Genomic DNA, 13,936 nt, shown 5'->3' with positions numbered 1-13,936 from the left:
TCTCCTGCGAGGCAAACCGCTCATGACATCGTCATCCAATAGACTGGAGGGGCTGGATCTGGCCCGCGCCATGGCCCTGCTCGGCATGGTGCTGGTGAACTTTCGCATCGCCATGGGTGTACTGACAGGCGGACCTGACTGGCTCAAAGCCATGCTGGATGCGCTGGAGGGTCGTTCTGCCGCCAGCTTCGTGGTGCTGGCCGGCATAGGTATCGGTCTCTCGAGCCGCAAGCTGAGCTGGCCGACTGCCATGCAGCACACCGCCAAGCGGGCCCTGTTTCTGCTGATCCTGGGACTGCTCAACTATCTGGTGTTTCCAGCCGACATCATCCATTACTACGCCGTTTACTTCCTGCTGGGGGCTTGCTGCCTGCGGTTACCCTCCCTCTGGCTGCTCTCCCTGATCCCCCTGCTGGCAGCGTGCTTCGTCATCCTGCTGTTTCACTTCAATTACGATCAGGGCTGGCAGTGGCACAGCTTCAGCTACCCCGAGTTCTGGACCCTGAACGGCTTCGTCCGCAATCTGCTGTTCAATGGCTGGCACCCTGTGGTGCCCTGGCTGGGCTTTCTGCTCTACGGCCTCTGGCTGAGTCGTCAGGCCCTCGCGAACGCGAGCGTACAAAGATGGCTGCTGGCCGGCGGTGTGGGGGCCATGGTGCTGGCCAGGGGGCTGTCGCTATGGCTGCTGACACTGTTCCCCCAGCCCGAACTGGCCCCCCTGCTCGCGACCGGGCCCATTCCTCCTGCCCCGCTCTACCTGCTGTTTGGCATGGGGGCGGCCAGCACCCTGATCGCGCTCTGCCTCTGGCTTGGCCGCGCCCTGCCCCATGCTCGCTGGTGGCGAGTCTGGCTGCCGGTCGGACGGCAGACGCTGACACTCTATATCGCCCATATCATGCTCGGCATGGGCGTGCTGGAGGGGCTGGGCTGGCTGCAGGGGCAAGATCTGCCCGAAGTGGTACTGGCCGCCACCCTCTTTGCCCTGACGGCTCTGTTGTTCGCCAATCTGTGGAGCCTGCGCTTCGCCAGAGGACCACTGGAGGGGGTAATGCGCCGCTTGTGCGGTTGAATGCCAATCGTGAAAAACTGAAAGTGGGTTACAAACCTACTGATTCATTGGCGATTAATGAGCAAATACTATCTATCCATCGTTATCCCTCTCGGATTTTGCATCTCACACACTGACCCGTTTGAATACAAATTAAGTATTCGTGACAACCATCACATTGACAACGGGTTTGCGCAAACCACAAAAGGTGACTCAAATCACACTAAATAGGTGATGGCGGCAAGAAAGATCGAAATGTAGCCAAACTACAGAGCCTGAATGTGATCAGGGTCACTACTTAGGGAGGGGGTATGGCTGGGTATTTGAGAGGTACGTCACAAGACACCCCGTTTTCAGCCTAATTTGATCACAAGCTGGTAGATTGAAGTTGCTTAGACGACTGGGATGGGGGTTCGGCAAAACCCGTCATCCCGACTACCACTTTTAATCAAACAGGCTTAAAACGGGGTCCCGACATGTTATCACCGGATACCAAAGTCAAGATACAGAATTTTGGACGCTTCCTGTCCAATATGGTCATGCCCAACATAGGCGCTTTCATCGCCTGGGGCTTTATTACCGCTCTCTTCATTCCCACCGGCTGGCTGCCAAGCGAAACCTTGGCCAAGCTGGTCGGCCCCATGATCACCTATCTGCTGCCGCTGCTGATTGGCTATACAGGCGGCAAGCTGATGGGCGGTGAACGGGGCGGCGTGGTCGGTGCCATCACCACCATGGGCGTGATCGTCGGTACCGACATTCCCATGTTCATGGGTGCCATGATGGTCGGTCCGCTGGGTGGCTGGGCCATCAAGCGCTTCGACAAAGTGATGGAAGGGCGCGTCAAGAGCGGCTTCGAGATGCTGGTCAACAACTTCTCCGCCGGTCTCATCGGCATGTTGCTGGCTATCCTCGCCTTCTTCGTGATCGGTCCCTTCGTCAAAGTGCTCTCCGGCGTACTGGCGGGTGGCGTCGGCTTCCTGGTGGAAAACCACATGTTGCCGCTCACCTCCATCTTCGTTGAACCGGCCAAGATCCTGTTCCTCAACAACGCCATCAACCACGGCATCTTCTCGCCGCTGGGGATCCAGCAGGCGACCGAACAGGGCCGATCCATCTTCTTCCTGATCGAAGCGAACCCGGGCCCGGGCATGGGCGTGCTGCTGGCCTACATGGTATTCGGCCGTGGCGCCGCCAAGCAGTCCGCGGCTGGCGCCTCCATCATTCACTTCTTCGGCGGCATCCACGAGATCTACTTCCCGTATGTGCTGATGAACCCGCGCCTCATTCTGGCGGTGATCGCCGGTGGCATGACAGGGGTCTTCACCCTGACTCTGTTCAACGCTGGTCTGGTCTCCCCTGCCTCACCGGGTTCCATCTTCGCCGTGCTCTTGATGACGCCGAAAGCCTCCCTGATCGGGGTTGCCCTCTCCATCATCAGCTCGACCCTGGTCTCCTTCCTGGTCGCCGCCGTGTTCGTTCGCGCTCAGCAGCCGGAAGCCGACGAGGCCGATGCCCTGGGTGAAGCCACCCGCAAGATGAAGGCCATGAAGGGCGGCAAGCCCGAAACCGCGGCGGCCAAGAAGCCGGGTGGTGAGCTGATGGCGGTGCGCAATATCGTGGTCGCCTGCGATGCGGGCATGGGATCCAGCGCCATGGGTGCCGGCATGCTGCGCAAACGGGTGCAGGCTGCAGGGCTCGACATCAGCGTCACCAACCGCGCCATCGATCAGCTCAACGATCAGGTGGATTGGGTCATCACCCACAAGGATCTGACCGAACGGGCCCGTCGTCATGCGCCGAACGCTCACCATATCTCCCTGACCAACTTCCTCGACAACGGCCTCTATCAGGAGCTGGTGCAGAACCTGACGCTGGCGGCCAACGATGACGTCGCCAACCCGCAACTGCTGGTCGCGGCCAACGACGACAACTACGAACTTCAAGCGGCTGAAGTGTTCACCCTGAGTCGTCACGACGTGCATCTGGGGCTCAAGGCCGACAACAAGGAGGCCGCCATCCTGACCGCTGGCAGACTGCTGGCGGAACGGGGCTATGTGGCACCTGATTACGTCAACGCCATGCTGGAGCGGGAGCAACTGGTCTCCACCTACCTCGGCGAGTCCATCGCCGTGCCCCACGGCACCATAGCCGCCAAGGAGTTTGTGAAGCGTACCGGCATCGTCATCTGCCAGTATCCGGCCGGCGTCGCCTTTGGCGAGGCGGCGGATGAGGTGGCACGACTGGTGATCGGCATCGCCGCCCGCAACGACGAACACATGCAGGTAATAACCCGCCTGACCAATGCACTGGATGAACCCGGTCTCATCGACCGGCTGGCCAGCACCACGGATCCCCAGGAGTTTCTGGATCTGCTGGGTGCCGAACAGGCTGCGTAATCATCCTTCATCGTCTTTGGTTGTAGAGGTTAATATCATGAAAACATTGCATTTTGGTGCCGGTAATATCGGTCGTGGCTTCATCGGAAAACTGCTGGCCGACGCCAGCCATCAGGTCACCTTCGCCGACGTCAACGAGACCCTGATCGATCAGCTCAACCACCGTCAGGAGTACAAGGTGCACGTGGTGGGGGCGGATCAGAAGCTGGACGTGGTACGCAACGTGGCGGCGGTCAGCTCCGCCGGACACGAGGTAATCGCCCGTATCATCACCGCCGATCTGGTCACCACGGCGGTCGGCCCCAACATTCTGGACAAGATTGCCAGCACCCTGGCCAAGGGGCTGCAGGCCCGTTTCGATGCCGGCAACCTGAGCCCGCTCAACGTCATCGCCTGCGAGAACATGGTGCGCGGCACCAGCCACCTCAAGCAGGAGGTACTCAAGTACCTGCCGGTCGCGTATCATGCCACGCTCGAATCCTGCGTCGGCTTCGTCGACTCGGCGGTGGATCGCATAGTGCCGCCTGCCGCGGCCAACGACGATCCGCTGGAAGTGACGGTGGAGAGCTTCAGCGAGTGGGTCGTCGACCAGACCCAGTTCAAGGGCGAACTGCCCCAGGTGGCGGGCATGGAGCCCACCGACAACCTGATGGCCTTCGTCGAACGCAAGCTGTTCACCCTCAACACTGGCCATATCGTCACCGCTTACCTCGGCAAGTTGCGGGGCTACCGCACCATTCGTGAGGCGATCGAGGATCCGGTTATCCGCAGCAAGGTGCGCCGCGCCATGGAGGAGAGCGGAGCCGTGCTGGTGAAACGCTACGGCTTCGACCCGCGTCTGCACGCCGCCTACATAGAGAAGATCCTGGCCCGCTTCGCCAATCCCTATCTGGTGGACGAAATTGACCGGGTCGGCCGTCAGCCGCTGCGCAAACTGGCGGCGGGGGATCGGCTGGTGAAGCCGCTGCTCGGCACCCTGGAGTACGCCCTGCCGAGCGACCATCTGCAAGAGGGAATCGCAGCGGCGCTGCACTATCACAACGCCGATGATCCCCAGGCGATGGAGCTGCAGGCCCTGCTGGCGGAACTTGGGCCGGCCCAGGCCCTGGCCCGGGTGACCGGCCTTGCCGCCGACAGCGACATAGTCAGTGCCATCGTTGCCCGTTACGACAGCTTGAAGTGACCCTGATGGGGCATGCTCATCGCCGGACAGCCGCCTCAACCGGTTGAATGGCATGGAAATTTGCCCCATATGATAAAAACCGGGAGAGAGGCACTCTCTCTCCCTGTCAGCTGGACCCAATGCACCTATGACCACACACCAGGAAGATGAAGTACTGGAGCGACTGAACGAGCAGGATGGCCCCCGCGGCTTCTTTCTCGAAGTCGTGACCATCCTGGAAGAGGCGGTCGACTCCCTGATGCGGCGAGCCTTTCGCCAGGAGGAGTATGCCGTCAAATACGCCATCGAACCCCTGCTCAACCAGAGCGGCCCCCTCGGCCAGCTGGAGGTGCGCCTCAAGCTTATCTTTGCCCTCGGCCTCATCTCTCTGGAGCGCTATCAGGATCTCGAAGCCTACCTGAAGATCCGCGATTTTCTGGTGCGCGACCCCAAGGATTACCGCTTCAGCGACAAGCCCATTCGCGATCTGCTGGACAGGCTGCATTGCCTGAACCAGGGCAGCATGATGCCGCAGGATCCCCCTGCCAACGAGGAGGACTGGCCCTTCTACCAGATGCAGCTCAACCGGCTCGATCAGGTGGTGCGCTCGGCCCTGGTGCTGGCGGTGGCTGACTGTGTCACCGACCTTCACAAAGAGAGCCCCATCTAATTCGACGGATAATGGCGGCGTAGCGCCCCCCACTCCTCTGCGGCCACGCCCTGTCCGGCCCACCATGACGCCGACTGTCGCGCAGCTCCCCACGGCACTTGCTCCCGACCTCTGCGGGTGTCAATCTGGCCATCTTCCCCGCTACACTTCCTCCAAGCTCATTACCTGAATCGAGGTCTGCATGACTGCTCTTTCCCTGGCCGGGATCGCCCTGGTCTCAGTGCTGGCCCAGTGGCTCGCCTGGTCACTGCGAGTGCCCGCCATTTTGTTTCTGCTGCTCACCGGCCTGACCCTGGGACCGGTCAGCGGCCTGCTCGATCCGGATGCCCTGCTCGGGGATCTGCTGTTCCCGCTGGTCTCCCTGTCGGTAGCCATCATCTTGTTCGAGGGTGCCCTGACCCTGCATCTGACAGAACTCAAGGGGATCGGCAAGGTGGTGCGCAACCTCTGCTCCACCGGCATGCTGGTCAGCTTCGCCGTCATCGGCAGCGCCAGTTACTTCCTGCTGGGACTGGACTGGCGGGTCGCCATGCTGCTCGGCGCCGTGCTGGTGGTGACCGGCCCCACTGTGGTCGCTCCCATGCTCAACGTGATCCGTCCCACCCGGGAGGTGGATCGCATACTGCGCTGGGAGGGGATCGTCATAGATCCCATCGGTGCTCTGTTTGCAGTACTGGTGTTCGAGGCGGTACGCCTCGGCAGTCAGGGCGATCTGCTCAGTCACACCCTGCTGGCACTGGCAAAAACGGTGGGGGTCGGCTCCTTCATCGGGGTTGGAGCCGGCTGGCTCACCACACTGCTGATCCGCAAGGACTGGCTGCCGGTCAGCCTGCACAAGTTCGGGGTATTGGCGCTGGTGCTGGTCACCTTCAGCCTCTCCAACTGGCTCAGTCACGAATCCGGCCTGCTGGCGGTGACAGTGTTCGGCATCTGGCTCGCCAATCAGGAGGGGCTGGATCTGGAAGAGGTACTGGCGTTCAAGGAAGATCTCGCCGTCATCCTTATCTCCTCCCTGTTTATCCTGCTGGCGGCACGCCTCGATCTGGCCCAGCTCTGGCAGCTCGGCCCCATGGTGCTGGTACTGCTGTGCGTGGTGCAGTTTGTGGCACGACCGCTCTGCATCCTGATCTCGACCTGGGGCTCGGATCTCTCCTGGCAGGCCCGCGCCCTGCTGAGCTGGATAGCGCCGCGGGGCATAGTGGCAGCGGCGGTCAGTGCCTCCTTCGCCATCAGCCTGCATCAGGCCGATATTCCCGATGCGGACAAGCTGGTGCCCCTGGTGTTTGCGGTGATCATCTCCACTGTGGTGTTGCAGAGCCTCACCTCGGCGCCGCTGGCGGGCCTGCTCGGGATGCGTCAGAGCGCCCCCAACACCTGGCTCATCATAGGTGCCAACTCTGTGGCCAGAGCCATAGGCAAGGCGCTGGCGGATCAGGGAGTCCCAGTCTATCTTTCTGATCCTGCTTGGGAATTTTACAAGCAGGCACGCATGAGCAACCTGCCCTGCTATTTCGGCAACCCCCAGTCGGAACATGCCGAGCTGCATCTGCCGCTCACCAGCATCAGTACAGTGCTGGCGCTCTCCCCCAACCGTCACAACAATGCCCTCGGCGTGCTGCACTTCGCCCACCTCTACGGTGAAGAGAAGGTCTACTCCCTGCGCTCCAGCGAACAACACGGCAAGGCGAACCGGGAGAGTGCCACCTTCCGCGCCCGTCAGAACCTGTTCGGGCCCGATATCAACTACGCCCGCTTGAGCGGCCTGCTGAGTCGGGGCGGCCAGATCAAGGCGACTCGTCTGAGCGACACCTTCGACTGGGTGCAATATCAGGATGCCAACCCAGGGGCCATACCGCTGTTCATACTGGATGCCAGGGCGCAGCCCCGCATCGTCACAGGTCCGGTCACACCCCTGTCAGGAGAGTTGCTGATCGCCCTGCAACCGCCCAAGGAGACGGCCAGCTCATGAGTGAGACAGAGCACTGTCACAACCCACTGCTCGCCCCCCTGCTGACACTGCTACAAGAGGCGGCAGCCAGCTACAAGGTGCACGAACTGCTGGCCGCCCTGCGCCAGCAAGGAGCCATTCCCACCCTGGCCGGGGATGAACAGCTGCAGCTGTTTCGGGTCAACTTCCTGATCATGAATGCCCTCTACCAGTTGCAGGCTGAGCTCCATGACGCAGGGTGGTGGCTGGTGATCAGCGCCCTGGATATACGGCTAGAGCCCCTTGCCGGGGCAACAGATACTCGCCAGAGGGTGGCCCTCGGCCAGTCTCTGCGCAACTACTACCTCGACTGGCAGGTGTTCTGGCAGACCGACCGGGAAGAGGTGGAGGCTCTGCTCAACCGCTTCTGGCGCGCTTATGACGGAGCGGGACACAGGGCGGAAGCGCTGGCCCTGTTCGAGCTGACCGCCGATGCCAGTCAGGAGACAATCCGCCGACGCTGGCGGGAGCTTGCCCTGCAACACCATCCGGACCGGGGTGGCGATGCAGAGACCTTCATCCGCATGCGCTGGGCCTGGGAGTGTCTGAACACGGCCAGATGAATCAGGCAGATTCAGCCACTAGACTTGAAGAGGCGCTATGAGTCACAGGAGGACGTCATGACAGTCAATGAACTTCGCCTGCTCTATCAGCAGCAAGCCTTCAAGGAAGCCGAGATACTGCAAGATGCCATACTGCCTGGCTGGATCGTGGAGTTCAGAGGGCAAGATGGCCGCTTGTACGAGATGACTGACACCCTGGGTTGCCCCCTCTCGTTCGGATCGGTCGAAGAGGCCCGCCAGCACATTCATCTGGTGGCAGACTGCCCCATCCAGGTCGAGCATCTCTATCGCTTCTTCGAACGCTGATAGAGACACATGATCAAAAAAAGGCTCCGTGAGGAGCCTTTTTTCATTCTGGCTGCAGGGGATCTGCCACCTTGCCCTCCAGTCGCCTGACCGGCTTTTGCAGGATCAGGTTGGCGGGATAGGTGACCAAATCGCCGTTGTCATCCCGCACCCGCACATAGAAGAGACCGATCTCGGTGATGACGCCGGTGACGGAGTCATCCTTGTCGAGGATGCGGATCCGGTCGCCAATCTTGTAGGGAAAGGCGAAGAAGATGGTGATGCTGGCGGTGATGTTGGAGAGGATCGACCACTGGGCCACCATGGCCACCCCGAGCACGGCGAAGAAGGAAGAGGCGAGCACCACCAGCCGTGAAAAATCGAGCCCCCATACCCCGGCCAGGATCAGCAGGGTGGCGCAGCCAAGCAGAAAGTGGAACACATGCTCCACATAGAGCACCCGGTTTTCACTCACTTGTCGGGTATGGGCCAGCGCCAGCAGACTCTTGTGAATGAGGCTGCGGATCAGGGTGTGGCCCAGCAACAGCAGCAGGGTCACACCAAAAGATTGCCAGGTTGTCATGATTGCTCCTTACCACCAGCGTCTGTGTTTGAGCCAGACCGCCAGCCCGGTGGCCAGTGCCACCAAGGATCCGCAGAAGATCCAGAATGCGGTCGGGCTCTCGGCCCCCGGAATGCCGCCCAGGTTGATGCCAAACAGACCGGTCAGGAAACTGGCGGGCAAGAACAGCAGCGCCATCACCGACATCTGGTAGGCGCGGCGGTTGGTCGCCTCCGCCATCAGGTTGTTGATCTCGTCCGCCAGCACACCGGTGCGGGCCACGCCGGCATCGAGATCATCGAGCCAGCGGCGCAGACGGTCAGCGATGTCGAGCAGGCGGCGGCGGTCATCTTCGTCCAGCCAGCTGATCTTCTCGTTGGCCAGACGCGCCACCAGATCCCGCTGGGGGGAGAGGTAGCGGCGGATCATGATGAGTTGCTTGCGGATCCGTGCCAGTCGGCCGTTGGCGGGCAGGTCGCGGGCCAGCACATGCTCCTCCAGCTCCAGGATCTGATCGTGCAGCTCTTCCACAAACTCCCCCGCCCTGTCGGTCAGGGCATCACACACCTCCACCAGCCAGTCGGCCGGGGTATCGGCACCACCGCCCTGCGTCAGCTGGTTGAACACGTCCTGCTCGGAGAGCAGCGGACGACGACGGCTGCTGATGATGAGATCCGGTGTGATGAAGATACGCAGCGCCACCATCTCTTCCGGCCTGTGATCCTTGTTGTGATTGATGCCGCGCAGGATCAGCAGCACAGTCTCTCCCATCCGCACCAGCTTGGGCCTGTTGCTCTGGCCGAGCAGGGATTCCTTGGCCGCATCATTGAGCAAGGGGGTTTGCAGCAACCAGCGGGCCGCCTCCGGATTACCGTAATCCAGATGCAGCCAGCCAGGGCTCTTCCCCGGGATCTCGCTCCCCGCCGCCAGTGGCTGCATGCCACCCTTGCCATCCAGGGTCAGGGCATAAATCACATCACTGGGTACCCGATCCATCTGCTCGTCCTTTTCATTCAGTCTCATCGGGCCAGCTTACACTAAAGCCCGGCCTGACTCAGCCCCGGGGCAGCCGCTCCTCACCAGCCGTGCTAAGATACGACCCTCGTTTCAGACACAGGAAACCATGCCATGCCCATCTGGGTTGATGCCGATGCCTGCCCCCTCCCGGTCAAGGAGATCCTTTACCGCGCCGCCCACCGCGCCCAGGTCGTCACCACCCTGGTGGCCAATCAGGGGCTGCGCGTGCCCCCCTCTCCCTTTATCAAAACCCAGCAGGTAGAGAAGGGATTCGATGTGGCAGATCATGTCATTGCCCAGCAAGTCATACCGGGGGATCTGGTGATCACCGGCGACATTCCCCTCGCTTCCTGGGTGATAGATGCCGGTGGCGAGGCGCTCAATCCCCGTGGCGAGATCTACACCCGCGAGACCATACAGGCTCGTCTCGGCATGCGTAATTTCATGGAAGAGCTGCGCTCGGCCGGGGTGCAGACAGGCGGCCCGGCCCCCTTCAACGCCGCCGACAAGCAGCGCTTCGCCAACGCCCTCGACAAGTGGCTGCTCAAGGGCAAGCTGAGCTGATCCCGCCTCCCCGGCTTGCGGCCGGGGATATTCATGCCTATCCCCTTTTGCTTAATTTTTCCTTAAGTCTGACGCCCTAACCTTGCGGCTGTTCATCCCCCACCCGCAAGGAACCCGCAATGAAACTGACACCACTGTTGTTACTGCTCCCCCTGTTTAGCGCCACTGTACTGGCCGGCCCCCAGTGTACCCAGACCGACAAGACGCAATGGCTGAGCGAAGCCGAGGCCCAGCAGCAGATCAAGGCCATGGGCTACGACATCAAGAAGTTCAAGGTGACCAAGACCCACTGCTACGAGATCTACGGTTGGGACAAGGACAAGCGCAAGGTCGAGATCTACTTCGACCCGACCGATCTGAAGAAAGTGAAAGAAGAGATCGACCAGTAGCGCAACCATGGGCCGGTCCGTCGCCGGCCTCTTTGACGGAGTCTTGCCATGACAACCTCGTCTGAAGTGAAGGTCTGGGATCCCCTCATCAGAGGGTTTCACTGGGCGACCGTGATCCTCTGCCTGCTCAACTTCTTCGTACTGGAAGAGGGCAGCAGGAACCACAGGTATGTCGGCTATGGGTTGGCTGCCCTGCTGCTGATCCGGCTGCTGTGGGGTCTGGTGGGTCCTTACTACGCCCGTTTCGGCCAATGGTGGCCGACCCCCACCCGCGTCCGTGACTACCTGCGCCAGCTGGCCCGGGGTCGTCACCCCTACTATCTGGGTCACAACCCGCTCGGGGCCCTGATGATCTGGGTGCTGTTGCTGTCACTGGTCGGCACCATAGCCACCGGCTGGCTCACCAGCTGGGATGCATTCTGGGGGGAAGAGTGGATGGAAGAGGCCCATGAGGTCGTCGCCAATACCCTGCTGGCCATAATAGCAGTGCACGCCGCCGTGGTGATCCTGACCGACCGCCTCACCCGCAGCGATCTGCTGCGTGCCATGGTGGTAGGGAAAAAACGGGTGCCCGCCGATGCCAGAGTGGAAGATCCGCGCAGTTAATGACCGGGCCGGCCCACCGGCCCCGGTTTTTTGCTGCAATGGCCCGCGACACTGGTAAGATGCGCCGCCATTTCTCCACGCCGTAATCACCATGACCGCCCAAGGGCATCTGCTGTTTTCCGTTACCTGCACCCTGCTCGCCCACAAACTCCAGCTCACGCCAGCCCTGTCGGATGCCAGCCTGTGGCAGACCATACCGGCGGCGCTGGCCAGCGCCCTGCTGCCGGATCTCGACCACCCCAAGTCCGTGCTGGGGCAGCGGCTGCCCTGGATCTCGAAACCGCTCTCGCGACTGTTTGGTCATCGCGGCTTCACTCACAGCCTGCTGGCGGTCGCCGCAGCCGTGTGGGGGCTGGATCAAAGCCTGGCGCCCGACCTGCTGCCCGCCGGGATCAAGGATGCGCTCATTATCGGCTACCTCAGCCACCTGCTGGGGGACTGGCTCACGCCGGCGGGTATTCCGCTGTTCTGGCCCATCAAGCGCCGCTACCGGCTGCCAGGCTGGCCCCTCAAGAGCGGTGGCGCCATCGAAACCGGCTTTTGCACTCTCACCCTGCTGGCGGCCGGCTGGTGGTCAGGCTGGCAGCCAATGGGATGAACAGCGTCAAACCAGCGTTCAAAAATCCGCCACATCCGGTGCTGCATTCTGGTACAATGCGCGCCCTTAGCGCTGTGCGCACCCCGTATTCTCCGAAATAGAGTCCTTTTGTGAACAACACCGAATTTAGCAGCCTCAATCTCTCCCCCGCCCTGCAAGAGAACCTCACCAGCCTGGGTTATCTGCAGATGACCCCGATCCAGGCCCAGAGCCTGCCCCTGGTGCTCGACGGCAAAGACCTGATCGCCAAGGCAAAAACCGGCAGCGGCAAGACAGCGGCCTTCGCCCTCGGCCTGCTCGCCAAGCTCAACGTCAACCGCCTCGAAGTGCAGGCGCTGGTGCTCTGTCCGACCCGCGAGCTGGCGGATCAGGTAGCCCAGGAGATACGTCGTCTGGCCCGCGCCCTGCCCAACGTCAAGCTGGTCACCCTGTGCGGCGGTACCCAGACTGCCCCCCAGTCTGCCACCCTGAGCTTTGGTGCCCACATCGCCGTCGGCACCCCGGGTCGCATTCTCAAACACCTGGAGCAGGGCACTCTCGAACTCTCCGGCCTCAAAACGCTGGTGCTGGACGAAGCGGATCGCATGCTGGACATGGGTTTTGGCGAAGAGATCAACCGGGTCATCAGCTATGCACCCGAGCAGCGCCAGACCCTGCTCTTCTCCGCCACCTATCCGGAGGGGATCGCCCAGATGAGCCGCGGTGTGCAGCGCAATCCGGTCGAGGTCAGCGTGGAGTCCCTGCACGAGGGGAGCGCCATCGAACAGAAGCTGTATGAAGTCCCGGCCGGTCAGCGCCTCGACGCCCTCACCTGGCTGCTGAGCCACTATCAACCGGCCTCCTGCGTGGTGTTCTGCAACACCAAGCGGGCCTGCAACGACGTGGCCGATCATCTGGCCGCCAAGGGCTTCTCGGCGCTGGCACTGAACGGCGATCTGGAACAGCGGGAGCGGGATCAGGTGCTGGTGCGCTTTGCCAACGGCAGCGCCACCATTCTGGTGGCCACCGACGTGGCCGCCCGTGGGCTCGACATCAAGGAGCTGGGCGCCGTCATCAACTACGAGCTGACCTATGATCCGGAAGTGCACGTGCACCGCATCGGTCGTACCGGTCGTGCCGGCCAGCAGGGTCTGGCCCTGAGCCTCTACCAGCCGAACGAGGCCCAGCGCGTCAACCTCATCGAGGAGTACCAGCAGGCCCCCATGCCGCAGGGCGATCTGGCCGAGATTGGTCGCGAGATCAAGCCGATTGCGCCGCAGATGGTGACCCTCTCCATCGATGCAGGCCGCAAGACCAAGGTGCGCGCCGGTGACATTCTGGGCGCCCTGACCGGTGAAGGCGGCATTGCCGGTGCCGATGTAGGCAAGATCCAGATCTCCGAACAGTACTCCTACGTGGCGGTAAAGCGCAGCGTAGGGAGCGCCGCCCTCAAGCGGTTGCAGGAAGGCAAGATCAAGGGCCGAACCTACCGCGCCCGCAAACTGGGTTAACGACGCAGCCTGGCAGCTCATCTGCCGGGCTCAATCTTGACCACGACTCGGGCGCCTTTGCAGGCGCCTGTTTTTTATCGCACATGTGCCATCCCCATGGCATGGACAACACAGATGAACAGAGAACCCCAAGCCGAAGTCAGCTGCCAGAACTGCGAAGCCTGCTGCTGCCGCCTCGAAGTCATGCTGTTTACCGATACCGGCGTACCGGATCGCTACGTGGACGAGATAGAGGGACAGGTGCCCGTGATGCACCGGCTGGAAGATGGTTGGTGTGCGGCGCTCGATCGCAATACCATGATGTGCCGTATCTACGAAGTTCGCCCGCTTATCTGCCGCGAATTCGAGATGGGCGAGCCCGACTGCGTCGACGAACGGGATAAATGGTTTATCAATCTGAGTTGACCAAGGGATAGCAAGCAGCGCTGGATCGCACTCTCAACGATGTGCCGCTTCTACGAAGTTCGCCCGCTTATCTGCCGCGAATTCGAGATGGGAGAGCCCGACTGCGTCGACGAGCGGGATAAATGGTTTATCAATCTGAGTTGACCAAGGGATAGCAAGCAGCGCTGGATCGCACTCTCAACGATGTGCCG

The 13,936-nt window shown here is 61.5% G+C and carries 15 protein-coding genes; 13 read left to right on the top strand and 2 right to left on the bottom strand.

What is annotated here, in order from left to right:
* The first annotated feature begins 22 nt into the window (after window positions 1-22).
* From OKC28_RS05645 to OKC28_RS05615, 7 genes are all read left to right on the top strand, one after another.
* On the top strand, window positions 23-1,069 hold the full coding sequence (locus OKC28_RS05645) for a DUF418 domain-containing protein (RefSeq protein WP_270688061.1): 1,047 nt from the start codon (window positions 23-25) through the stop codon (window positions 1,067-1,069).
* A gap of 455 nt (window positions 1,070-1,524) precedes the next feature.
* A complete protein-coding gene (locus tag OKC28_RS05640; protein ID WP_270688059.1) occupies window positions 1,525-3,447 on the top strand; it encodes a PTS mannitol transporter subunit IICBA in 1,923 nt (640 codons plus the stop codon).
* Window positions 3,448-3,484: 37 nt separating this feature from the next.
* Window positions 3,485-4,630, top strand: coding sequence for a mannitol-1-phosphate 5-dehydrogenase (locus OKC28_RS05635; RefSeq protein WP_270688057.1), 1,146 nt, complete (start codon window positions 3,485-3,487; stop codon window positions 4,628-4,630).
* A 127-nt stretch (window positions 4,631-4,757) separates the two neighbouring features.
* A complete protein-coding gene (locus OKC28_RS05630; RefSeq protein WP_005315973.1) occupies window positions 4,758-5,279 on the top strand; it encodes an MltR family transcriptional regulator in 522 nt (173 codons plus the stop codon).
* Window positions 5,280-5,460: 181 nt separating this feature from the next.
* Window positions 5,461-7,248, top strand: a complete 1,788-nt coding sequence (locus OKC28_RS05625) for a cation:proton antiporter (RefSeq protein ID WP_270688054.1) — start codon at window positions 5,461-5,463, stop codon at window positions 7,246-7,248.
* Window positions 7,245-7,829: a DNA-J related domain-containing protein gene (locus OKC28_RS05620; protein WP_265454903.1), complete on the top strand. Its 585-nt coding sequence runs from the start codon at window positions 7,245-7,247 to the stop codon at window positions 7,827-7,829. Before OKC28_RS05625 ends, OKC28_RS05620 begins: the two co-directional genes overlap by 4 nt.
* A gap of 57 nt (window positions 7,830-7,886) precedes the next feature.
* Window positions 7,887-8,135 carry a hypothetical protein gene (locus OKC28_RS05615; protein WP_005315976.1) on the top strand — a complete coding sequence of 83 codons (249 nt, stop codon included), beginning with the start codon at window positions 7,887-7,889 and terminating at the stop codon, window positions 8,133-8,135.
* Between the two features lie 43 nt (window positions 8,136-8,178).
* On the opposite strand, the gene OKC28_RS05610 is transcribed toward OKC28_RS05615, so the two are convergent.
* Together OKC28_RS05610 and zntB are read right to left on the bottom strand one after the other, a co-directional pair.
* On the bottom strand, window positions 8,179-8,697 hold the full coding sequence (locus tag OKC28_RS05610) for a mechanosensitive ion channel domain-containing protein (protein WP_017412795.1): 519 nt from the start codon (window positions 8,695-8,697) through the stop codon (window positions 8,179-8,181).
* Between the two features lie 9 nt (window positions 8,698-8,706).
* Window positions 8,707-9,699 carry a zinc transporter ZntB gene (zntB, locus tag OKC28_RS05605; protein ID WP_270688050.1) on the bottom strand — a complete coding sequence of 331 codons (993 nt, stop codon included), beginning with the start codon at window positions 9,697-9,699 and terminating at the stop codon, window positions 8,707-8,709.
* 105 nt (window positions 9,700-9,804) lie between these two features.
* On the opposite strand from zntB, the gene OKC28_RS05600 reads away from it, so the two are divergent.
* The 6 genes from OKC28_RS05600 to OKC28_RS05575 all read left to right on the top strand — a co-directional run bounded on the left by OKC28_RS05600 (window position 9,805) and on the right by OKC28_RS05575 (window position 13,745).
* Entirely contained in the window at window positions 9,805-10,257 is a 453-nt protein-coding gene (locus OKC28_RS05600; RefSeq protein WP_059111580.1) for a YaiI/YqxD family protein, read from the top strand.
* Window positions 10,258-10,376: 119 nt separating this feature from the next.
* Window positions 10,377-10,646: a PepSY domain-containing protein gene (locus OKC28_RS05595; protein WP_005315980.1), complete on the top strand. Its 270-nt coding sequence runs from the start codon at window positions 10,377-10,379 to the stop codon at window positions 10,644-10,646.
* 48 nt (window positions 10,647-10,694) lie between these two features.
* Window positions 10,695-11,252 (top strand): cytochrome b/b6 domain-containing protein, encoded by a 558-nt coding sequence (locus OKC28_RS05590; protein WP_270688047.1) that lies wholly within the window; start codon window positions 10,695-10,697, stop codon window positions 11,250-11,252.
* A gap of 91 nt (window positions 11,253-11,343) precedes the next feature.
* Window positions 11,344-11,850 carry a metal-dependent hydrolase gene (locus OKC28_RS05585; protein WP_021140117.1) on the top strand — a complete coding sequence of 169 codons (507 nt, stop codon included), beginning with the start codon at window positions 11,344-11,346 and terminating at the stop codon, window positions 11,848-11,850.
* A gap of 110 nt (window positions 11,851-11,960) precedes the next feature.
* Window positions 11,961-13,340 carry an ATP-dependent RNA helicase DbpA gene (gene dbpA, locus OKC28_RS05580; protein ID WP_021140116.1) on the top strand — a complete coding sequence of 460 codons (1,380 nt, stop codon included), beginning with the start codon at window positions 11,961-11,963 and terminating at the stop codon, window positions 13,338-13,340.
* Window positions 13,341-13,454: 114 nt separating this feature from the next.
* A complete protein-coding gene (locus OKC28_RS05575) occupies window positions 13,455-13,745 on the top strand; it encodes a YkgJ family cysteine cluster protein (protein WP_005315990.1) in 291 nt (96 codons plus the stop codon).
* Window positions 13,746-13,936: the final 191 nt, after the last annotated feature.

The organism is Aeromonas sp. D3, from assembly GCF_027705025.1.
Lineage (GTDB): Bacteria > Pseudomonadota > Gammaproteobacteria > Enterobacterales > Aeromonadaceae > Aeromonas > Aeromonas salmonicida.
Note: the sequence above shows the minus strand (reverse complement) of the source record. Positions and strands in the feature narration are given on the sequence as shown.